This window comes from Halostagnicola bangensis, assembly GCF_054653435.1.
The window spans coordinates 235,703-258,106 of sequence record NZ_BAAIGG010000001.1 but is presented as its reverse complement, the minus strand read 5'-3'; the positions used below and the strand labels follow the sequence as shown (position 1 = coordinate 258,106).

The 22,404-nt window shown below is 56.8% G+C and carries 21 protein-coding genes; 13 read left to right on the top strand and 8 right to left on the bottom strand.

Going from position 1 to position 22,404, the window contains the following annotated elements:
• Window positions 1-13 precede the first annotated feature (13 nt).
• Window positions 14-886: a shikimate kinase gene (locus ACYQ14_RS01195; RefSeq protein ID WP_459884010.1), complete on the top strand. Its 873-nt coding sequence runs from the start codon at window positions 14-16 to the stop codon at window positions 884-886.
• A complete protein-coding gene (locus ACYQ14_RS01190; protein ID WP_283838925.1) occupies window positions 883-1,197 on the top strand; it encodes a chorismate mutase in 315 nt (104 codons plus the stop codon). The genes ACYQ14_RS01195 and ACYQ14_RS01190 overlap by 4 nt, the downstream gene beginning before the upstream one ends.
• A gap of 20 nt (window positions 1,198-1,217) precedes the next feature.
• Here the strand turns inward: ACYQ14_RS01190 and ACYQ14_RS01185 are convergent, their stop codons facing one another.
• The 3 genes from ACYQ14_RS01185 to ACYQ14_RS01175 form a co-directional block, all read right to left on the bottom strand.
• Window positions 1,218-1,610 (bottom strand): type II toxin-antitoxin system VapC family toxin, encoded by a 393-nt coding sequence (locus ACYQ14_RS01185; protein WP_459884006.1) that lies wholly within the window; start codon window positions 1,608-1,610, stop codon window positions 1,218-1,220.
• Window positions 1,607-1,867 (bottom strand): antitoxin VapB family protein, encoded by a 261-nt coding sequence (locus ACYQ14_RS01180; protein ID WP_459884003.1) that lies wholly within the window; start codon window positions 1,865-1,867, stop codon window positions 1,607-1,609. Before ACYQ14_RS01180 ends, ACYQ14_RS01185 begins: the two co-directional genes overlap by 4 nt.
• A 120-nt stretch (window positions 1,868-1,987) precedes the next feature.
• The gene (locus ACYQ14_RS01175) at window positions 1,988-2,491 is read right to left on the bottom strand and encodes a DUF8009 family protein (RefSeq protein WP_459884000.1); all 504 of its coding nucleotides are present in this window, start codon (window positions 2,489-2,491) and stop codon (window positions 1,988-1,990) included.
• Window positions 2,492-2,636: 145 nt separating this feature from the next.
• On the opposite strand from ACYQ14_RS01175, the gene ACYQ14_RS01170 reads away from it, so the two are divergent.
• The gene (locus ACYQ14_RS01170) at window positions 2,637-3,440 is read left to right on the top strand and encodes a ZIP family metal transporter (RefSeq protein ID WP_459883998.1); all 804 of its coding nucleotides are present in this window, start codon (window positions 2,637-2,639) and stop codon (window positions 3,438-3,440) included.
• Window positions 3,441-4,607: 1,167 nt separating this feature from the next.
• Window positions 4,608-5,084, top strand: coding sequence for a universal stress protein (locus tag ACYQ14_RS01165; protein ID WP_459883995.1), 477 nt, complete (start codon window positions 4,608-4,610; stop codon window positions 5,082-5,084).
• A gap of 198 nt (window positions 5,085-5,282) precedes the next feature.
• Here ACYQ14_RS01165 and ACYQ14_RS01160 read toward each other — a convergent pair whose 3' ends face one another.
• The gene (locus ACYQ14_RS01160) at window positions 5,283-6,275 is read right to left on the bottom strand and encodes a sugar phosphate isomerase/epimerase family protein (RefSeq protein WP_459883993.1); all 993 of its coding nucleotides are present in this window, start codon (window positions 6,273-6,275) and stop codon (window positions 5,283-5,285) included.
• A 389-nt stretch (window positions 6,276-6,664) separates the two neighbouring features.
• Window positions 6,665-6,874: a hydrogenase expression protein HypA/HybF gene (locus ACYQ14_RS01155; RefSeq protein WP_459883991.1), complete on the bottom strand. Its 210-nt coding sequence runs from the start codon at window positions 6,872-6,874 to the stop codon at window positions 6,665-6,667.
• Window positions 6,875-7,056: 182 nt separating this feature from the next.
• On the opposite strand from ACYQ14_RS01155, the gene ACYQ14_RS01150 reads away from it, so the two are divergent.
• From ACYQ14_RS01150 to ACYQ14_RS01140, 3 genes are read left to right on the top strand one after another with little or no spacing between them, the layout of a single operon-like run.
• Complete coding sequence (locus tag ACYQ14_RS01150) at window positions 7,057-7,836, top strand: TatD family hydrolase (RefSeq protein WP_459884184.1); 780 nt, start codon at window positions 7,057-7,059, stop codon at window positions 7,834-7,836.
• A gap of 3 nt (window positions 7,837-7,839) precedes the next feature.
• Entirely contained in the window at window positions 7,840-8,715 is an 876-nt protein-coding gene (locus ACYQ14_RS01145; RefSeq protein ID WP_459883989.1) for a sugar phosphate isomerase/epimerase family protein, read from the top strand.
• Window positions 8,716-8,747: 32 nt separating this feature from the next.
• Complete coding sequence (locus tag ACYQ14_RS01140) at window positions 8,748-9,665, top strand: UbiA family prenyltransferase (RefSeq protein ID WP_459883987.1); 918 nt, start codon at window positions 8,748-8,750, stop codon at window positions 9,663-9,665.
• A gap of 133 nt (window positions 9,666-9,798) precedes the next feature.
• On the opposite strand, the gene ACYQ14_RS01135 is transcribed toward ACYQ14_RS01140, so the two are convergent.
• Entirely contained in the window at window positions 9,799-10,770 is a 972-nt protein-coding gene (locus tag ACYQ14_RS01135) for a DUF8054 domain-containing protein (protein WP_459883985.1), read from the bottom strand.
• Window positions 10,771-11,056: 286 nt separating this feature from the next.
• On the opposite strand from ACYQ14_RS01135, the gene ACYQ14_RS01130 reads away from it, so the two are divergent.
• The 4 genes from ACYQ14_RS01130 to ACYQ14_RS01115 all read left to right on the top strand — a co-directional run bounded on the left by ACYQ14_RS01130 (window position 11,057) and on the right by ACYQ14_RS01115 (window position 17,137).
• A complete protein-coding gene (locus tag ACYQ14_RS01130; RefSeq protein ID WP_283838276.1) occupies window positions 11,057-11,908 on the top strand; it encodes a sugar phosphate isomerase/epimerase family protein in 852 nt (283 codons plus the stop codon).
• A gap of 669 nt (window positions 11,909-12,577) precedes the next feature.
• Window positions 12,578-13,774: an inositol-3-phosphate synthase gene (locus tag ACYQ14_RS01125; RefSeq protein WP_459883982.1), complete on the top strand. Its 1,197-nt coding sequence runs from the start codon at window positions 12,578-12,580 to the stop codon at window positions 13,772-13,774.
• Window positions 13,775-13,786: 12 nt separating this feature from the next.
• Complete coding sequence (locus ACYQ14_RS01120; RefSeq protein ID WP_459883980.1) at window positions 13,787-15,229, top strand: alkaline phosphatase family protein; 1,443 nt, start codon at window positions 13,787-13,789, stop codon at window positions 15,227-15,229.
• Between the two features lie 267 nt (window positions 15,230-15,496).
• On the top strand, window positions 15,497-17,137 hold the full coding sequence (locus ACYQ14_RS01115; protein ID WP_459883977.1) for a PQQ-dependent sugar dehydrogenase: 1,641 nt from the start codon (window positions 15,497-15,499) through the stop codon (window positions 17,135-17,137).
• A 190-nt stretch (window positions 17,138-17,327) separates the two neighbouring features.
• On the opposite strand, the gene ACYQ14_RS01110 is transcribed toward ACYQ14_RS01115, so the two are convergent.
• Window positions 17,328-18,446: a Gfo/Idh/MocA family protein gene (locus ACYQ14_RS01110; RefSeq protein ID WP_459883975.1), complete on the bottom strand. Its 1,119-nt coding sequence runs from the start codon at window positions 18,444-18,446 to the stop codon at window positions 17,328-17,330.
• 7 nt (window positions 18,447-18,453) lie between these two features.
• Window positions 18,454-19,422, bottom strand: coding sequence for a sugar phosphate isomerase/epimerase family protein (locus ACYQ14_RS01105; protein WP_459883973.1), 969 nt, complete (start codon window positions 19,420-19,422; stop codon window positions 18,454-18,456).
• A 236-nt stretch (window positions 19,423-19,658) separates the two neighbouring features.
• On the opposite strand from ACYQ14_RS01105, the gene ACYQ14_RS01100 reads away from it, so the two are divergent.
• Together ACYQ14_RS01100 and ACYQ14_RS01095 are read left to right on the top strand one after the other, a co-directional pair.
• Window positions 19,659-20,762 carry a BMP family lipoprotein gene (locus ACYQ14_RS01100; protein WP_459883970.1) on the top strand — a complete coding sequence of 368 codons (1,104 nt, stop codon included), beginning with the start codon at window positions 19,659-19,661 and terminating at the stop codon, window positions 20,760-20,762.
• Window positions 20,763-20,813: 51 nt separating this feature from the next.
• Window positions 20,814-22,394: an ABC transporter ATP-binding protein gene (locus ACYQ14_RS01095; protein WP_459883968.1), complete on the top strand. Its 1,581-nt coding sequence runs from the start codon at window positions 20,814-20,816 to the stop codon at window positions 22,392-22,394.
• Window positions 22,395-22,404: the final 10 nt, after the last annotated feature.

Sequence of the window (22,404 nt, the reverse complement as noted above, 5' to 3'; positions counted from 1 at the left end):
AATGGTGATAGATATGGACGGCCGTGCTGTTGCACCCGCCGCGGGAACGGTGCTGAACGCGCTCGCAACCGGAACCGGTTCAGCCTTCGCTATCGACCTCGAGACGACGGCAACGGTCGATCTGACGAACGACGGCGAAACCGAGGCCACGATCGCCGATCAGCCCGATTCCGATACGGGGCTCATCGAACACTGCGTCGAAATGACCGTCAATCGATACGCCGAGGACGCGGGGCTCAGTCCGGAGGCGGTCGGGGCGCGCGTTCACACCGAGAGCGAGATTCCGATGGCCGCCGGGCTGAAAAGCTCAAGTGCGGCGGCCAACGCGACGGTGCTTGCGACCCTCGACGCGCTCGAGATCGCAGACGCCGTCGAACGCGTTGACGCATGTCGGCTCGGCGTGCAGGCGGCCCGAGAAGCTGGCGTCACCGCAACTGGTGCGTTCGACGACGCGAGCGCGAGCATGCTCGGCGGCGTGACGATAACCGACAACGCCACCGACGAAGTGTTGTCCCGCGAAGCGGCCGACTGGCACGCGCTGGTGTACACGCCGCCCGAACAGGCGTTCAGCGCGGACGCGGATATTTCAGACTGCAAGCGCGTCGCACCGATGGCGAATCTGGTCGCCGAACTCGCGCACGAGGGCCGCTACGGCGAGGCAATGACCGTCAACGGATTCGCGTTCTGTGGTGCACTCGGGTTTTCCACCGACCCGATGCTCGACGTGCTTCCGGCGGTCGAAGGCGTCTCGCTGTCAGGAACCGGCTCGAGCTTCGTCGCGATCGGCGACCGCGAGCAACTCGAGGCCGTTCGAGACAGCTGGGAGAATCGAGACGGATCGACGCGTTTGCTACGGACACGAAACGACGGAACACAAACCACATGACTCGAGAAACACCACCAAACGGGGAGAACCGGAAGCCGGAGGAAATGGACCTCGAAGAACTTCGCGAAGAGATCCAGACGATCGACCAGGAACTGGTCGAACTGATCGCACAGCGAACGTACGTCGCGGACACCATCGCCGCGGTCAAGGAAGACCGGGACCTTCCGACGACCGACGAGAAACAAGAGGAACAGGTCATGGAACGAGCGGGAGAGAACGCAGAGCAGTTCGATCTCGACCGAAATCTCGTCAAGGCGACGTTCCGAATGTTGATCGAACTGAACAAGGTTCACCAGCGTGAGAATCGGTAGCAATCAACACAAGAAGCGTACTAGTAAGACCGTACTTCGAGGCCATCGACACGTCTGAAGTGCTTGGTGTTTCTCGTGATAATCGATTCATCGTTTAGGAGAGCGGTCGCAGCGATAATACAGTCCTCACGCTCGATTCGCTCACCGCTATTGAGTAACTCACCGGAGAGTTTCCCGGCTCTTCGCATCACGGCGTGGTCGGCGCTCACGACATGCTTCGTTTCCAGTATATCGAGTATGCGCTCTCGTTTCGTTTCTGGCGTCTGTGAACGAGCAACACCCTCATAGAGTTCGAGAACCGTCACGGAGGACACTTTTTGCGGCTGTGCTTCTTTCTCGATAATGTCGAGAAGTCGTTTCGCGTTTTCGTCTCCGCGCAACAGGTCATTGATGAACGGCGTGTCCTGAATCATTCCGGCTTCTCGTTACCAACAGCTTCGTCTAACTCCGCTGTGAGACGGTTGCTCCGTTTTCGCGACCGATTTCGTCCCTCCTCGATAGCGGCTTCAAGGTCCGTGGCTTCGTCCTCAGAGAGGATACCCACGACTTCGTTCCATGACCGTTCTCCTGCGAGACGTTTGACGGTTTCACTGAAGCTTTCTCCTTCTTCCTTCCGGGCTTTCAGCCGCTCGTAGGCTTCCTCGTCAAGTGAAATCGTTTTCGTCGCCATTATAGTACACAGAACGGTGTAACGTGAGTTACAGACTCCTCGTGGGGTTCGGTCGCTCGAACTCGCTTCGGTAATTCCAATCATCTAAGTCGGCAATTACCGTCGGTAGCGTCTTCGGTTTCAAACGTTGCCTTCGTACCGAACGGGAGTCCACCCAGTCTCCTCGGGTTCCAGATCCGGGTCAGGTGGTAGGAGGACTTCATCGACAAGGCTCGTACGAACGCATTCTTTCCACGCCGCTACCGCGGTCGCGTGATACTCCTCGATAGTTTCCTCGTCGACGTTCTCATCGTGGTCGTTGCGAGCTATCGATCGTGACTCCTCCCTCGAGGGGGCCGGAATGCGAGTTCGTTTCGGGTCGTATTCTCCGTGGACGTTGACGAAGGCTTCGGGGCCAAGATCAATCGGCGTCGGCCCATCGTCCGAGTCGGCGGAGGAAGGTTCGTCCAAAACACGCGGCGTAGCCCGTCTATTACCCTCGAAAGGGTGGGAAACGCGGAGGACGTGACGGCGTCGTTCGGTTTCATCGCGGCCGTTTCGCTCGAACGCTGCGATGATGTCCTCGAAATCGACGACGACGGTTTCGATCCGCTTTGCCGTCGTTCGGGGTTCGGTCTGGGTCATCTCGATAGTGTATGTGTGCTATGGCAGTTTATATTCACGGTCGAGTCCCCACGCCTCGAGTGGAGTTCGAAAAAGCCAGTCAAGGTGAGATTCACCTCGTCGTATGTGACGGGGTATATACCGGTGGGGCCACGAGTGGCCATCGATGCCCGTCACGGACGAACTGCTCCTCGTGTTTATCGCGGGGCTCGTTACCGGCCTCGCCACGGGGCTGGGTGCCCTCCCTTTCTTTCTGGTCCGCGAGGTCACGGATCGATGGCTGGTCGTGCTCTGGGGGGTTGCAACCGGCGTTTTGTTCTCCGCGTCGACGGTCGGCCTCCTGGCCGAGGGGGTGGCGGACGGGAGCTTCGGTCACGTCCTCGTCGGCTGTCTTGCGGGGGTTGGGTTCGTCTTCGTTGCAGACCGAATAATTGCCAACTGGAATGTCCCCGCTCAACAGGACCCGACAGCCGATTATCGGATGGTCGTGTTGGCCGTCGGCGTACTGACCCTCCACAGCATTCCCGAGGGGATCGCCGTCGGAGTCGCGTTCGCCGATATCGGCCACGAGACGGAGGTCGTTCTCGGAGACGTTGCAGTGTCGACGTTGGCCGTCTACATGACCCTCGCGGTTTCGATCATCAACATCCCTGAGGGGCTGGCGATTGCGATTCCGCTTATCGCATACGGAATGAACCGGTGGAAGGTGGTCGGCTGGGCGGTGGTCTCAGGGCTACCACAGCCTCTCGGTGCCGTACTCGCGTACCAGTTGGCCACCAGTATCGAGGCGCTCCTCCCGATGAGCTTCGGGTTTGCGGCCGGAGCACTGCTGTATCTCGTCTTCTCGGAGTACCTTCCCGCAGGGATAGCCAACGGAACCGACCTCCCTCGCAAGGGTCGGCCCGAACTCGTCTGTGGCGTCGCCGTCGGCCTCGTTGCAATGCTCGCTCTCCTCGTGATGATCGAATAACGTCAGTCTCGAAGTCAGCGGCGGAGATCGACCCGGTCGCGAGGAAGTACGGTTCGTGCCTACTACCGCTGGCACCGACCCATTACCGATCCACATACTAGGTCAGGTTCGATGGTCGTCGTCCCCTCACGTCTCGAGACCCGGTTTCGGCGGACTGTTCGTTTATGTCGAGATTCGACGTACATCGACGCAGTTTGCTTTGCGGTCTCAAGATCGATAGAGTTCGACTGTGGCCTCTTTAACGCACGCTCGGCGAGCACCTAGACGGCACAAAACGGATCGATCACGTCGAAGGTCGCACCGAGATCAGCTTCATCGGTTTGGCCCGTCAGTAACATCGCAGGCGACGATCACGGGATCTATTCGGTGCTGATCAGCGTATTATGGCAAATTTATTATGGTGCACATATCTATTTTAGTATATAATCCGCCGCTTGTTCGGTTGAAGACGGATTCCAAAGTTGTGTGGTGTAGTAGTGATAGGTTTGAGCAATTTAGATAGCGGTACTGGGTGACCGTCCATCGCAAATTGTGAAAGCGGCCGACTTGAATTTCGAAGCGCGAACAGTGTCCAGTTTCGCCCGTTGCAGTCCTATTGAACCCTCTATTTTGACGAACTCTCCGGATAGATACCGTACACTCCGGTGAGAAACACGAGACGGCATACTGCCCTACCGATAGAAACGGATTTACAGGTTCGAAGTCAGATTCCCGTTAGCTGGAGACTCTATCATCGAGAATCAACGTTGGCGAGATATGTTGTAATAAGAACACGATTTCTTCGAACCACTCTCGAATCTCGATGGCGGCGCATAACAGCTTTGTTACCTCCGGATTAGAGAGATCCTGATGTATCACACAGGAGGAGTGCTCTCGTAAGCGTCAGCTAGTCCGTATATTTATCCCTATTTAAATAACAAATGAATCATAAATACTACCAAAATATTGAGCTATGGAACGTTCGGTCACATTCTGACGATATTCGAACGGTTCACTCACGTCCTCTTCCCCAGCGAAACCGTGGTTCGATAGAAGTCGATTTATCACCCATTGAACAACGTTTTGGGAAACACTGTTAGTCGGAGTGTGAATTCATTTTCTCCTAACGTACCGGAAGAGCCGATGGACGCAGTATATTTAAGACAATCGCTATTCAAAGACTGTACAATGATTGAGACAGTCATGCTCGCGATCGGACCTGACGACGGCGATCGAATCGATGAACTTGCTGCGCAAGCAATTGATTTGGCTCAACCTGCAGACGCAACGGTTATTCTGGGACATGTCCTCTCCCAGAACACGCTCGAAGAGGAGCGACAACAGTACAACGAGGCGATTGATCAGGTCGGCCAGGATGTCAGGAAAGAGGATATAACTCCAGAACGGCTGGCAAAAGATACGGATCCAGTCAGGAAAGCAATCGATCAGTTAGAAGCAACGGCAGTCGAATTCGAGATTCGCGCTGGGACCGGTGACAAAGCGGAAGAACTCAGTCGAATAGCCGAGGCCAATAACGTCGATAACCTGATTATCGGCGGTCAAAAACGTTCGCCAGCAGGGAAAGCGATGTTTGGGAGTACTACACAACGACTGCTACTCAACGCGCCATGTCCGGTAACGTACGTCCGCGACCGAGACGAATAACGACCCGAATCACGACCTCGATTTCGCGGAGGACGGCTGCATCGACTTGTGACTGGCGAGAATATTGGACGCAAATCGTGTGATACGTGAACTTACCCGTATAGTCGATGGTAAAAGCAAGTACGTTGTGGATGGATCGGTGGAACGGATTTTTACCATCCACCCCGCCTGAAGGCGGGCGTATTCGCCTTGGCGTCTCTATAACTTCGCAGGGTGCTCTTCAGCGCCCTCGATACCACAAACCCCGCCGGGCGAGTACGGGTGATTCAGTTTAGACATCCACTCTGCGCCGATTTTGATCGACTCAAGTGGGTTGGGTGCCTGATCGTACTCGTAGACCAGGTAATCGACATCCGCAGCGTTTCGAGCAGCGGTCGCGACGGCTCGCATATTGACGTGGCCCTCGTCAACTTCCACGAAGTCACCGCTCGCAGTCATGTTCTTCATGTGTATCGACTGAACGTTATCGCTGTATTCGATTACGTAGTCGATCGGATCTTCGCCGCCGACGAGAACCCAGCCAGCGTCGAGCTGGAGGTGAACGTTGTCGTTGATGTTCTCGGCAAAAATATCGTACGCGGTGGTATCTCCGATTTGCTGAAACTCGTGATCGTGGTTGTGATAACCGAACTCGAGCCCTTCGTCGGCGACGCGGTCCGCCATCTCGTTGCACCGTTCGGCGAATTCGATAACGGAGTCTTCGTCGCTCCATGTCCCGTCGGCTACCATCGGTTCAACGAGTGCGGGACTACCGAACTGCGAGTAGGTCTCTATCGTCCCGTCGAAGTCCTCTTCGAGCTCCTCGAGGCCGACGTGAGCGCTCCCCATGTGGACGTCCGTCTCGTCGAGCGCATCGGCGATTTCGTCCGCATCGTCGATCATGAACGGTTCGATGGCATCGTATCCAGCGTCAGCGCATTCTCGGATCAGCTCTGCGGTCGAAAGGTCCGCTTCGGTAAACGACCAGAATTGAGCCGATGTTTCGATTGCTTCCGATGACTGACCTGCGGGGGTAGATCCATACGCACTGGTTCGGGCTTGCGTCGATTGAGCTGCCTGTGCTGTCCCGATGGCAGCACTGCCGACACCGATCGCACCGATGCCCTGCAGGACGCGTCGGCGGTTCGCATTGTAACCCGATTCAGTAGATGTCCGTTCGTTCTCCCGGTCTGTCTGTGTTGAGTCGCTCATAATGATGTAGTTTGAAAGGCAGTTGCGTTTTGTGGTCTGCTATCTCCTACCACAGTACAAATTGTGGTAGCCTGTCTGTGAGTGTCAGTTAGTACGCCTTAATGATTTTGGTATAGGGAGTGTCAGAAGGACCGGTTTTTCGACACGACGCCGGCGGTTGTAGTAAAACGGTGACAAATCGATCACGGGTCAACCAACGCTGGAACGACGATCGGATCGCGTGGATTTCCTCGTGTGCACAAACGATACTTTGAATCGAGAACGACGCGATCGATGCCGTGCCGACGCGCAAAGACGATGTCTCCAAACCGGATAGGAAAAGTCAACGTGTCTATGAATGAGGCGACGCACGACCCTATCCGAGAAACGACTCGTCCGCCCTTCGACGGTTACCAGTTCAAATCAGTATCGCTCTCTCGGCGAGAGAGCTGCTCTTTGTCTTTGCTGAAATCGAGATTCCGATCGAGGATCGTTTCCTCGGGATGACGCCACTCTTCGTCACAATCCTCACACCGCCATACTTCGTAGGGGCGTCCCTCTTCTGGCTCCTTTCGACTCGAGTCCACAGGGGCGCGACAATGCGGACAGTATTCCGGCATAGTACCATACACTCGCGGAGCCCGCATATATCTATCTCCCATAGTCGTTCTGCCCCACGTTCTATCCGGCCGAGTTCGGAAACTGATCGGGAAGTGTCGGTGTCCCACCCGATCAGAACACACCTTTAATGTACGTTCAATACTACTGGTTGGATATGTCGATTCCGATAATTGACCCGCACATGCACATGGTTTCGCGGTCGATCAACGATTACGAACGCGCCCGACTGGCCGGCATCGAGTGTTGCATCGAACCGGCGTTCTGGAGCGGAACGGACAAACAACACGCCGAATCGTTTTTCGATTACTTCGAGCGGCTCATCGGCTTCGAAACCAACCGCGCCGAACGCGCCGCCGGTATCGACCACTACGCCACCATCGGCCTCGAGCCGAAGGAAGCGAACTACCCGGAGATGGCCCAGCGGGTCCTCGACGAACTTCCGGAGTACCTCGAGCGCGAGGATGTCGTCGGCCTGGGCGAGATCGGCTTCGACCAGGGGACCGACGAGGAAGAATACGCCTTCAGAGAGCAACTCCAGATGGCCGAAGAACGCGAACTCCCGGTTATCGTTCATACGCCACACACGAACAAACCCGAAGGAACCGAACGACTCGTCGAGATCATCCGAGACGAAGGCGTCACGCAGGAACGAATCATCCTCGATCACAACACCGAAAACACCATCGACATCTCGGCTCAAACCGACTGTTGGATCGGCTTTACCCTCTACCCCGGGAAGATCACCGACGAAACCGCGATCGATATCATAGAGGAGTACGGCACCGACAAGATGTTGCTCAACAGCGCAGCCGACTGGGATCCGTCCGATCCCCTCGCCGTGCCCAAAGCCAGAGACAAGATGCTCGATCGAGGCTGGGATCGTGAGGCGGTCAAGAAGGTCGTCTTCGACAACCCCTACGAGTTTTTCGACCAGTCGCCGAACTTCACCTACGAGGCCTAATCCATGGACTTTGGCTTCTCACTCAACGCCTTCCGCCAGTACGAGTTAGACGAATCGATCGAAATCCTCGCCGAAATCGGCTACGACGGAATCGAAATCCTGCTCGACGAACCCCACCTGTTCCCGGCGAACGCCGACGACAGCGACATCGAGCACGTCCGGAACGTCCTCGCGGACAACGACGTCGCCGTCAGTAACTGCAACGCGTTCATGCTCAGCGCACTCGAGCGCTCCGAAAAGAGCAAAGCCGCCGAGTACGACCGCGAGATACAGGGATTCCAGCACCCCTCCTTTATCGAGCCCGATCCGGCTGATCGCCGCGAACGCATCGAACACACGAAAAACGCCCTCGAAACGGCCGACGCCCTGGGGGCCGACCACATCTCGATCACGCCGGGCGGACCGGTCCCGAACGGAACCTCGAGAGAAGACGCCCTGGATATGTTCGTCGAGGGGATTCGAGACGTGACAGACACCGCAGAAGACGTCGGCGTCGATGTGCTGGTCGAGCCCGAACCCGATCTGTTGATCGAATCGTCCGACCAGTTCCTCGAGTTCGTCGAGCGGATCGACTCGCCGCGAGTGGGCTGTAACTTCGATGCGGGACACTTCTACTGCGTCGGCGAAGATCCCGTCGACCTGATCGATAAACTGGCACCGTATTCGAGCCACTACCACCTCGAAGACATCCCCGCCGACGGCACCCACGAACACACCCAACTCGGAGACGGCGGGATGGATATCGACGGCTTCCTGCAAGCCATCGAGGACAGCGAGTACGACGGATTCGTCACGATCGAACTCTACCCCTACGAAGAAACCGCACAGGAAACCGCCAGCGAGGCGATGGACTACCTCCACGAACACGGGTGGACCTGATCGAATGACTGATTCAACGGATTCGTAGGAGAATGAACGAAACCAGTGGAAACAGCAGAACAGTCACTTCCTACGCGACGTTAGTGAGAGTTCCGAACCTCTTTACGGCACCGCCGGACATAATCCTCGGCGCTGCGATAGCCGCCGGCGCGGGATACTCGATTTCGATCGATGGCGTCGTCGGTCTGGCGCTCGCTTCGATCCTGTTGTACGCGGCTGGAACGACGCTCAACGACTACTTCGACGCCGACGAAGACGCTCGAGAGCGTCCGGAACGTCCGATACCGTCCGGCGACGTATCGAAGCGTCAGGCGCTCGTATTTGGAGTTGTACTACTCGGAAGCGGCGTCTTGCTCGCTCTGGTAGCCGCCGGTTTCACTTCCGGGCTCGTCGCTGCCGTGCTCGCTCTCACAATCCTCCTGTACGACGGCGTATTCAAGGGGACGTCCGTCGGGTTCCTGCTCATGGGCGGAAGCCGGGGATTGAACGTCCTCCTCGGTTCGACACTCGCCGTCTCTCCTACTGCGCTTCCGCCGTGGGCCGTCGTCATCGTCGGGACTATCACCCTCTATATCGCGGCCGTCACTTTTCTCGCCGAAAGCGAGACAGGAGACACCGATTCGCGATCGATACCGGTCGCGATAGGAGGAATGGGAGCCGCCGTACTCGGTGTTCTCGCCGTCGCAGTCGTTCGGAGCCCGTCACCGGTGGAGGTCGCGCTCTCGATCGGACTTCTCGGTGGATTCACCGCATGGACCGGACGAGCGCTGTTTAGAGCGTACACGGACCCCTCGCCGGCGACGATTGGACCGGCAATCGGCACGTGCGTAGTAGCGCTGATCGTGCTGAACGCGGCGTTTGCCGCTATCGTCGGAATCCGATGGTCGTTCGCTGCACTCGTGTTCCTCCTCCCTGCGATGGGTCTCTCGCGGGTGTTCGACGTAACCTGATAGCCGCGACCGCTCGACATCACCCGCTAGTCGCGGTCGTTCGATGCCTCTTGCTAGTCACAAGCGTTCGACGTTGTCAGATGCGACGGTAGAAGAGCGGGGTGATATACGAACCCAATTTGGGGAGTCGGTGTTACCGCTCGAAGTCATCGGTGCGGTGTTCGAACAGTCGTTCGCCCGTTTCCTCGCAGGTTACGGCGATGACCTTCTGTGACCGACAGCACGATTCGAACACTTCCTCGCTCATCTCCGTACTGCCGCCCGTAGTCGGGCACGTCTCGAGGAACATCCGGAGCCCATTTAGGAGCCGTCCTTTCTCCCGGGAATCATACGTATTCCAGTCGGAGACCCGCGAACGAAACAACCGGTTCGCCGCGATATCTGCGACGAGTGCGGGACGGGAAGCCCACCTCCCGACTTGGGCCGATTCGGAGCGGAGGCGGTGAGTCTCACCGTGTACAACGAGTTCGAAAGTTTCGGGATTACCCTCGAATCCGAACGCGCTGGCGATTTGTGCCGCGGAAAGTTCCGAGTCAGCAATCGCTTTGCTTTCCTCGAGCCAGTCGGCTTCGAACGCCTCGGGAAGGCAGAGATCGTCGCTCTCCGAACAGGGTTCGAGTACGTCGTGTTCGAGAAAGAACCGCTCGAGGTCGATCGCCTCCGTCGTCGGTTTACTGGCTGTCGGTTCGCCATCACGGGCACCGGCGTTGGTGGTATCGGTGGTGCCGCGGTCAGCGTCGATATCGGTGGTACTGCCGTCGGCGTCGATATCGGTGATCGCAGTGGTGTCGCCGTCGGACGGTGATTCGGTCGCCGGATCGAGTCCACTCGAGACGACAGGCTCGGACCCCTTACCGAACCACTCGAGGACAGTCTGTGGAAGATATCGTTTCGTTAGTGTCGGCGTTCCGGGAACGAGGTATCCCCGTAAATAAATCGCAGCGATGGATACGACGGCGGTGAACAGTCCTGCAATTTTCGATTTGCGAGCGACCAGTACACTGAGTACGGCCCCAATAGCGAGATTCAGTACCGTACACGGTTCGCATCGATTCTCGCCGGTGTATTCCGGTTGACGGAGGGCCTCGAGTATCGATTTCGCCATTCTGTATTCGGGAAGGGAGTGCCACGGTATCTCTCTTTTGTTTACCGTCTAGCTGTCCACGGAACCCGCGAGTGACACGGGACGGTCCGAAGGACCAACGGGGCCACCGAACTATCGGTTACGCTGAACTCGGTGACTCGGTTCGGGAGGGCGGTGTCGGGAGGGCGGGTCGGAAGGGCGGGTCGGAAGGCCGACTCGGAAAACGCGATAGCAGTGTTCCAGTGACGGATACGAATCACGAAGCGGTCATGGGAAGTTATTTCATCGTTTGAACGAATGCGTCCATATGACTCGACTCGCCTTCTCGACGAACGCGTACACCACCGTCGGACTCCCCGAGGCCGTTCGCCGAATTTCGGACCACGGCTACGACGGCGTTGAACTCCTGGCTGACACGCCACACGCGTTCCTCGCCGATTTCGACGAATCCGATCGAAAAGAACTCAAAACCGCGCTCGACGAAACCGGGCTCGAGGTGTCGAACATCAACGCCAATACGGCGACCGGCTACTACGACGACGCTCCCCCCTCTTCGTTTTTCGATCCGACTATTATCACGGCCGACGACGAGGACAGAGCCTGGCGTGTCGAATACACGAAGCGGGCGATCGACCTCGCAGTCGCTGTCGACTCCCCGGCTGTCTGCCTCGCAACCGGCCGTCCGCTGCCCGGAAACCCGCCCGAAGAGGCCAGACGGTACCTTCTCGAGTCGCTCGAAGAAATTACGGCGTACGCCGAATCGGCCGATGTCTCGGTCGGAATCGAATTCGAACCCGAACTGCTCGTCGAGTGTACCGACGAAGTGCTTCGCCTCTGTGAGGAGGTCGAAAGCGATGCACTCGGCGTCAATCTCGACCTCGGTCACGTCGCAGTCTACGGCGAGGAGCCAGCCGAAAGTATTCGACGGTGTGCTGGCCAAATTACTGGCATTCACCTCGAGGATATCGTTGGTGGTCGGCGAGGGAAACACTACCACCGGATCCCCGGCGAAGGGGACCTCGACTTCGAAGCGATGTTTGGGGCGCTCGATGATATCGGATACGATGGGTTCGCAACCATGGAATTGTATACCTATCCCGATTCCCCCGACCAAGCGGCGGCATCGTCTTACGACGCTCTAGAACAGTACGTCTCTTGAGGACAACGGCAACTCTGAACTACTCTATCCTACTCGCCAACTAAGATCGGTAGAATACGCCGACTATGGTTGTTCTCACCGAACGCGCTTTTGGGAACGATCCCGTTTCGGGACGAACTGAGCACGGGCGGTACAAAAATCGCCGATCCTCCGTAGCGCGAGGAGACGCAACTTACCAAAAACAGATTTCGAACGGACCCGTCTTGGTCAGCGGAGCTCCTGTAAAACGAAAGCACATACTTGAGAATTACGTGAATAATTTAAGAACACAGTATTGAACGGTTCGAACGGCACCTGCTTCTACTAGTTGAAAGTTAGACTTCAGTAGACGGAACGCGGCGGTCGGCGACTGAATAGTAGAATTTATAATGTACGAGAATTAACTCACATGTGAGATAGAACAACACATTAGGGCGTTACGATTGTACTATTGTAATATTAGACCCTATTTTCGGTGAAAATGTTGAAAAACTCCAGAAGTATATTTATTGGACTTGTAGTAAATTTGTATGGTGTGGTTTTCCACCAATTTTCCACCATCATAACGGCATTATAACAGTATTAGATGGTTTTGTAATACACAAGTACCGATCTTTACTGGTGGTCGAGTAGAAACTGATCTCCGAAACCATAGGAGGGTTTTTATGTATGTGATTGGAGGTACCAAATATGGCAACCGGTGTTTGGATAGTTGGTGCGAGGGGAAACGTAGCGAGCATGTCGATGGTGGGGGCGCGAGCGATCGCAAGGGGTGAAATAGATACGACAGGCATGGTTACGGAGCGAGATCCGGTCACATCACTCGATCTTCCGGATATCGACCAACTAGTGTTTGGGGGCCACGACGTACGAACCCAGAGTATCGAACAAACTGCACAAGCAGCACACGAAGCAGGGTCCGTCCCGAAACGGGAGACCCTCGAAGCGGTGCGTGAAGACCTCCGCGAGATAGACGAACGGGTTACTATTGGAACTGCACAGCGTTGTGGACGGGTCGTAGAGGAGCTATCCGACGAACAAGCGACGGAGGAAGCAACGATACGCGACGTTATCTCACAAATCCGCTCCGATTACGACGATTTCGTTAGAAAACAGAACGTCGATCGGTTAGTGGTCGTCAACGCCGCCTCGACCGAGCCGATGATCGAATCACCGGAGCAGTACGAAACGCTGGCGGACTTCGAAACTGCGATCGAAAACGACGACCGGAACCTTCCTGCGAGCACGCTTTATGCATACGCCGCACTGGTCGATGGACATCCGTACATAAACTTCACACCCAGTACCGGATCGGCGCTGGGTGGACTTCGGGAATTGGCCGATACGCGGGATGTTCCACACATGGGACGGGATGGGAAGACCGGAGAAACACTGGTCAAGTCGGCGCTTGCACCGATGTTCGCGGGACGAAATCTTCGAGTTCTCTCGTGGGAGGGACACAACATCCTCGGAAACACCGACGGACAGGTTCTCGAGGACGACGCAAACGCCGCTGGAAAGCTCTCGACGAAAGGCGACGTTCTCGAGTCGATCCTTCCGGAAATCGGCCACAACCGGGTTCGGATCGACTACACGCCATCGCTCGGAGATTGGAAGACAGCATGGGACCACATCCATTTCGAAGGGTTCCTCGAGACGGAGATGAAGATGCAGTTCACCTGGGACGGTTCGGATTCGGCGCTCGCCGCACCGCTCGTCCTCGATCTAATCCGTCTCGCCGTTCACGCCGACGAACATGGCGAGGGAGGGCTTCAGCCACACCTTGCATCGTTTTTCAAAGCGCCGATTGGCGTCGACGAACACGATTTCTCCCAACAGCTGAACCGACTATACGACTACGCTGAACGCCACAATCAAGTGGATTAGTCGAACACATCCATGACAGATACCACCCATTCAGATTCCGATCGCACGGAGGGACCGACGAACAGCCACGACGATTCACTCGGAACTCGAGACGGAGAGAACGACGCCGAACGGGTCATCGTTCTCGACATTGTCGGACTGCAACCGCACCATATCGACGACGAGCGGACACCGACGCTTCGTTCGCTCTTTCCGAGCGAAAACGTCGCTGACCTCCGTCCACAGTTCCCCGCCGTTACGATTCCGGCCCAGACGACGCTCGCGAGCGGACAGGGCCCTCGTACGCACGGTGACGTGTCGAATGGAGAGTACGATCGCGAACGGGATGTCGCAGAATTGTGGGAGCGCGACCGCGACGACCGAACTCGGATCTGGGAGGCTGCAAGCGACGATGCCGGGTTGACGACCGGTGTGCTGTGCTTTCAGCACTTGATCGGAACGAGTGCTGATATCGCAGTCACACCGTCGCCGATCGAAGACGAGGACAACAATATCCTCGAGATGAACTGCTGGACGAACCCCGATGACTTCTACGACGAACTGCAAGAAGAGTACAATCACTTCCCACTACACAGTTACTGGGGTCCCGGCGCAAGCGCGGAGAGTACGGAGTGGATCCTCTCGGCCGCCACCGAAGCCATCGAACGAGCGGATCCCGACCTCCTCTGGATATACATTCCCCATCTGGATTACGTCGGACAGAGCGACGGTCCCGGATCCAAGGCGTTCAACGATGAACTGGCAGTCGTCGACGACCTCGTCGACGAGTTCGTGTCCGGACTTACCGGCACGGATCGCTGGGAGCAGACCGTCGTAAACCTCGTGAGCGAGTACGGGTTCCACGACGTGGAGACGCCGATTTTCCCTAACCGGGCGCTTCGTGAGGCCGGCCTCCTCGAGACGGACGCGAACGACGACGTCGATCTGTCACGGTCGGACGCCTTCGCGATGGTCGATCACCAGATCGCACACGTCTACGTAGAAGACGAGGCGATCGACCAAGCGCGTGCTGTCATCGACGACCTATCGGGAGTCGACGTCATACTCGACGAGTCGGGGAAGGTCGAGTACGGCGTTGATCATCCAGATTCCGGCGAATTCGTCTTGATCGCAGAGAAAAACGCCTGGTTCCAGTATTACTGGTGGGACAATCCCGAGGAGGCACCGCCATATGCTGGGGACATGGATATCCACAAAAAACCAGGGTTCGACCCCTGCGAGCTGTTCTTCGGAGACGAGGGCCTGGTGTCGCTGGATCCGACGAAGGTGAGCGGCTCACACGGTCGCGTCGACGAATCGGCGTATGGTTGCTACGGGCTCGGCGGTCCAGCAGCGCCGACACTCGAGTTGGACGAAACCACGGATGCGCTGGACGTGACACCGACGATTACGGATATGCTCGGGATCACCGAGTCGGTTTCCATACCGTTCGAACGGTCGTCGTTACTCGAGTAATCGAAACCGCGCGGGTGCGGCTTTCAACTTCTAAATCAAACCAATTAACGCCGTTACTCGCAATTGGCGTGAGTAACCGATTTAGCTGGGTCGTTTCCTGCCCGTATCGGTACCGAGCGGGCTTTTCGTTCGATCGAAAATGGCCGCTAGGGGAAAGACCGAGACTGATCCGGGCGCTGAGCGACTCCGGAAACTAGATAGAAAATTGAACTGTGATGCGGTGTCTCACCACAAGGTTTTTTTAGGTTGGTTCTACAGTAGAGGTGTATGTCTAATCAGAGGACTGGAGAAGAGAGTGCATCCAACAGCAGTAACAAACGCCGCCTCCTTCAGGGGATTGGAGGACTCGGTGCGATCGGATTAGCTGGTTGTGCGGACGAGACCGATGACGACGAAGAGGAGTCAAACGGGGGAGCCGAGCCCGACCCGGACGCCGCAACGAATTGGGACAACTACTCCGTCACCGAACTGGACGTTCACGACAATATGATGTCCATGGACGTCGCTCCCGACGGGCGCGTCTTCTACATCACCCGTGGCGCCACGTTCGGGCAGGAAGGGGATGGGACAGCTCGAGTCAACTACGTCGATCCGGACTCCGACGAGACGGGGACTGCACTCGAGCTTCCCGTCCGTATTACGGACGAAGACGGTGGGCAGGGGCTCGTCTTCGATCCGGACTTCGAGGAGAACAATTACGTCTACATCTTTTATACGCCGACGGAAGACGCCACGGAAGACATCGGCGAAAGTCCATACGCGGAGTGGTACGATCCCAGCCAGGACGAGGAACACGACGGGATCGACTACTCGTACATGCTGGTGTCCCGGTTCGAGATGGAAGACGACGAAATCGACGCCGACACCGAAGAAGAGATCATCCGCATTCCGTATCAGCGTGACCTCTGTTGTCACCTCGGTGGATACCTCGAGTTCGGGCCAGAAGGGGAGCTTTACATTTCGACCGGCGACGACTCCAACACGTTCGAATCGGACGGATTCGTTCCGATCGACGATCAAGACGCCCGACATCCGGCGTTCGACGCCCAGCGCACCTCCGGAAACACGGCTGACCTTCGCGGGAAGATACTCCGAATCATCCCGGAAGACGATGGTTCGTACTCGATCCCGGACGACAACTTGTTCACCGAGGATCAGGGCTACGGTGACGAAATCGAGGAAGGACTCGTCAAACCGGAAATTTACGTGATGGGACTGCGGAACCCATACACCATTGCTGTCGACGAAGAGACTGGCCTTCTCCACGTCGCTGACTACGGACCGGACGGCGAAGAGTGGGATAGCGATCGTGGACCGATGGGGCTCATCGAATACCGCCAGATCTGCGAAGCGAGCAACGCCGGTTGGCCGTTCTTCCACGCGTATTATCCGTACCGACGATACGATTTCGAGACGGAGGAATCCGGACAGCCGTTCTGGCCCGACAACCTTCGGAACGACTCCAGCAACAACACCGGACTTGAAAAGCTTCCACCGGTTACGCCGGCTGACGTCTGGTTCCCTGAGAGTTCGGACAGTTACGTCGAAGCTCCCGACTGGGTCGATATGCCGAAACCCGGCGAAGTATCGTGGCCCGAGTTCCCGGACGGCGGGTCCGCAAACACGGGACCACGCTACCGACACTCCGACGAGTTCGGAGAGGGTGCACTGGATCCGTACTTCGACGGCAAGCAGTTCATCATGGCACCGTTCAACGACAACTGGATGGGATACCTCACGTACAACGACGACGGAAGCGTCGACGTGAACGAATTCCTTCCGGACGAGGACTTCGAGACCCCAAACGATATGGAGTACGGTCCGGACGGTCGATTGTTCCTTCAGACGTACGGACCAGGATTCAGCGGCGAAGACGGCCGAATATTCATGATCGAATACGAAGCCTAACGAGTCACCTGCAAACGGTGTACTAGAATCGGCGAACGAATAGCACGGATCGCCGCGAAAAAGGGCGACACGTTCTCCATTTCTCTCGGCCGCGTTCCACGTGTTGGCTTCCCGATCAGCCAAAGTCGAATGCGAACGGGACCGACTGCGAGAACCCGAACCGGAACCGGAACGACCGACGGAAAATCGGTCAGGAAGTGTTGACCCACTCGTTCCGTTCGTCGGCCCGTTCGATAGCGTCGAGAAGTTCCTGAACGCGGTACCCCTCTTCGAACGACGGGGTGTGATCGCTACCCTGTGCGACTGCCGAAAGGAACTCGTAGTTCGTGTGAACAAACGTGTGCTCCCAGCCGAGGATGTGCCCTGCGGGCCACCAGTGATCGACGTACGGATCGCTCTCGTCGGTTACGAGAATCGACTGGAAGCCTCGATCGTTCGCTCCCTTGTACTCGAGTTCGTTGAGGTTCTCGAGTGAGAATCGGAGACTCCCGTTCGAACCGTTCACTTCGATACTGAGATCGTTCTTGTGGCCGGTTGCGTACCGGCTCGCTTCGATATTAGCTGTCGCTCCGTTCTCGAGTTCCGCCTGAGCCGTAAACGCGTCATCGACGGTTACGTCTCTGACCTCGGAGCCGTCAGGTGTTGGTCGTTCCGGAACGAACGTCTGTAAGTTGCCGCTGATTCGTTCGATGTCTCCAGCTTGCTCGCCGATGAGAAAGCGGATCAGATCGATCGTGTGCGATCCGAGATCGCCGAGCACGCCGCTGCCTGCCATCTCCTCGTCGAGTCGCCAGCTCCACGGTGCAGACGGATCTGCCAACCAATCCTGAAGGTATACGCCACGAATATGGCGAATATCACCGAGCTCGCCCGACTCGATCAACTCCTTGGCGTATTGGATTGCGGGGATAAATCGGTAATTGAACGTCACTCCGGATGTCCCCGAGGACTGACGTGCCGCATCACGCATCCGAGTTGCGTCTTCGAGGGTATGTGCGAGCGGCTTCTCGCAGAATACCGATGTTCCGGCCTCGAGCGCTTCGATCGAGGGATCGGGATGGATGTGATTCGGCCCGAGGTTGTAAAAGACGTCGACCTCGTCGACGACATCACGCCAATCGGTACTCGCCCGTGCGAATCCGAGGCGATCAACGGCGTCGTCGAGTGCCTCCTGGTCCCGTCCGACCAATACGTCCCGTTCGACTGCCGGTGCATCCGGGAAGAACATCGGCAGTCGATCGAGCGCGTTCGAGTGTGCTTTTCCCATGAACCGATACCCCAGCATTCCGATGGATAATTCCTCAGTCATTGTCGTATTACGTCCAGTAGACTTCGCCCGGTGTCGTTTCGAAGACTGTTCGGTCGAGTAGCTCGATCGCTTTTTCTAATCCTTCTCGAGAGGACGTGAGTGAATCCTCGTGTTCGATCGAAAGCGCACCGTCGTATCCGACCATCCGCAAGGTCGAGACGATATCCTTCCAGAACTCCTCGCCGTGGCCGTACCCGATGGAGCGGAACAACCACGACCGATCGGCTTCGTCAGTGTACGGCGTCGTGTCGAGAATACCTTTTTCGCGGACCTGTGACGCGTACGTCTTGACGTCCTTTGCATGGAAGTGGTGGATCGCATCGGCATCGCCGAGCAGACGAATAGCGTCGGTGATGTCTATTCCCTGCCAAATCAGGTGCGACGGATCGAAGTTCGCGCCGATCCGGTCGTTCGTCGCCTCTCGAAGTCTGAGTAACCCGCGAGGTTCGTGGACGAGCATGTTCGGGTGCATTTCGATTCCCACGTTGACTCCGTGGTCATCCGCAAACGCTGCGAGTTCGGACCAATAGGGGATCGCAACTTCGTTCCACTGGTACTCGTGAGCCTCGTGGTGTTCGTTCGGCCACGGCGCAGTAATCCAGTTCGGCACCTCGTCGTTGGGACCGCCAGCAGGCAAGCCGGAGAACGTGTTTACGGTATCGACGCCCAACTGCGATGCGAGTCGAATCGCTTCGCGGAGTTCGTTGTCGGCATCTTCCGATTTTTCATCGTCCGGATGGATCGGGTTATTGTGTACGGACAACGCCGAGACGTAGAGGTCGTGCTCATCGAGTGCGTTCTGGAGCTCCTCCTGGCTCTCCTCGTTGTCGAGATACTCGGCTCGAGGGAGATGTGCGTCGCCGGGAAACCCGCCACAGCCGAGTTCCACAGCGCCCACACCGTGATCGGATAGGTATGCGAGCGCGTCTGGCAGTGATTCATCGGCAAGCGCTACGGTTAGAACACCTATGTCCATAATTACACTGTTAGGAACAACTACCTAAAATATGACGATATAGTCATTTCCTAGCACGGTAGTCACTGATTTTCGACTTCCAGATGGAGTGTAACGAGACCGGCAGCTGATCGAACTGTCGTTTCGCAGGTTCATCGGCCGCTAACAGAACGGTGTGGGAAGTGGTGAAAGCTATCTCGAACATGAGTAATTTTATAATGTATGAAAACTACCTGGGTAGTGTAATGGTACCAAACATGGATACGCGGAACGGATCCGATGATACGCAACGCCATTCGTCGACGACTGGGGTTAGTCGACGGACGGTTCTCGCATCCGGGGCGGCCGGAATCGGAACTGCAGCGCTGGCCGGATGTATGGATGGCGCCTCTGGGGGAGGAGAAACGAGCATCGCTATCATTTCGAGTCCTGCCGGCTTCGGCGACAACGCGTTCAACGACAATGCGGTAAGCGGTCTCGAGGACGCCGAAGGCGACCTCGATCTCGAATTTACGCAGGTCGAGGAGCGAAGCGAGTCCAATTATCCGTCAGTGCAGGCCAACACCGCCGACGGTGGCTACGATCTCATCATCTGTATCGGTGACAACCACACGGACGCACTCGTAGAGAACGCCGACGAGTATCCGGACCAAAACTGGATGCTGATCAACAACGTTGTTGACGGTGCCGACAACGTTTCCGGATGGATCGAAATGAACAACGAGATGTCGTTCCTCGCTGGCGTCGCAGCCGGAACGCTCACCCAGGAAGACATCCAGCACGAAGATAGTTCCACCGACCCGGACGAAGATATCGTCGGATTCGTCGGTGGCGAAAGTATCGACTTGATCGAAGCGTTCGAAGTCTCGTACATCCAAGGCGTCGAGTGGGTCGACGAAGACATCGAGGTTCTCGACGGGTACGCCGGGAGTTTCGACGACGCCTCAGCAGCGGCGAATCAGGCGGAGTCCCAAATGGACGCCGGAGCCGACATCGTTTGGCACGCCGCTTCGTCCGCCGGGGAGGGCGTTTTCTCGGCCGCACAGGATAACGGTCGCTTCGCGCTGGGCGTCGACACCGATCAGTCCGAGTCGGATGATTATCAAGATGTCATCCTCGGTTCCGCAGTGAAGGCCCTCAACCAGGCGACCTACGACATGGCGGAAGCAGTCGCCGAAGGCAACTTCGACGACTTCGTCGGCGAACAGAACCTCAGCCTCGAAAACGGTGGAATCGATTTCGTCGTCGGTCAAGCCTTCGACGGTGATCTCCCCGATGCACTCGACGAGAACCTCGAAGAAGCGATTCAAGCGTTCGAAGACGACGAGATCGATCTCGAGTGCGGACCGACCGGCTGTTAACGCCGCCGTCTTTTCAGTTCATATTTATGCGTGAATTTCCAATAACAAACAATGACTACAAGTAACGCACCTCCAGCCGTCCAACTCGAGGGAATCACCAAACGTTTCGGGGATGTCGTCGCCAACGACGAGGTCGATCTCACGCTGGAGCAGGGCTCGATTCACGCGCTGCTCGGTGAGAACGGATCGGGGAAAACAACCCTGATGAGCGTTCTCTACGGATTGTACGATCAAAATGAGGGATCAATCACCGTCAACGGCGAAGAACAAACGTTCAATTCTCCCCGAGACGCGATGAGCGTCGGAGTCGGAATGATCCACCAGCACTTCCAGCTCGTCGAGCCGATGACCGTCCTGCAGAACATCATTCTGGGTCACGAACCGGCAGAAAACGGATTGATCGACGAGTCCGCCGCAAGAGACGAAATCGAGGATATTTGTTCGCGATACGGATTCAGTATCGACGAGGAGTTAGATACCCAGATCCGCGATCTCGATCTCGGTGACCGACAGCGCGTCGAAATCGTCAAAACGCTGTACCGAGGAGCGGAAATTCTCATTTTTGACGAACCGACGGCAGTTCTCACTCCACAGGAGGTCGAGGGGTTAATCGACCTGCTGAGCGATCTCGCGGATGCGGGCCACTCGATGATATTCATCTCGCACAAACTGGATGAAGCGTTGACGGCGGCCGACGACATTACCGTTCTTCGGGATGGAAAGTCGGTCGGCACCGTCAAGGCCGCGGATACTACCGAACAAGATCTAGCACGGATGATGGTCGGTCGAGAGGTGATGTTCGATCGACAGTCACGAGAACCAACCTCAGGCGAACCCGTTCTCGAGGCGAACGAGGTCCACGTTCGGGATGACCGCGATATCGAGAAGGTTGCTGGCGTCGACCTCACCGTTCGATCCGGAGAAATCCTGGGCATCGCGGGCGTCCAGGGGAACGGCCAGACCGAACTGGTCGAAGGATGTACCGGACTTCGATCACTCGAGTCGGGATCCGTCCGGTTTGCTGGCGAAGACGTCACAGAAATGAGCCGTCGGCAACGTATCGAGGAAGGAATCGCGTACATTCCCGAGGATCGACAAACGGAAGGGCTCGTTCAGGATTACAGCCTCGTCCGGAACGCACTGCTCGGGAACCAGACCATCGAACCGTACGTCAGCGACGGCGTTATCGATTGGACGGCCGTCCGCGAGCACGCGGAAGATATCATTGAGGAGTTCAACGTTCGCCCGCCGAACGCCGACGCCGAAGCGGCATCACTGTCCGGCGGCAACCAGCAGAAGTTCATCGTCGGCAGAGAGATCGGCCACGATCCGGACCTGATATTCGCGTCGCATCCGACACGCGGTGTCGACATCGGCTCGATCGAGTTTATCCACAACCGGTTACTCGAACTCCGCGAGGACGGATTGGCGATCGTCGTCGTCTCGTCGAAACTCGAGGAAATTCAGAAACTCTCCGATAGAATCGCAGTCATGTATGAAGGCGAATTTATCGATATCGTCGATCCGGACAACGTAACGGAAGAGCAACTCGGCCTCCTGATGGCCGGCCAGCGTCTCGAAAATGAAGGAGAATTATCGGAACAAGAATCGAAGGGAGGAGCACAGGCATGAGCAGCGCTGA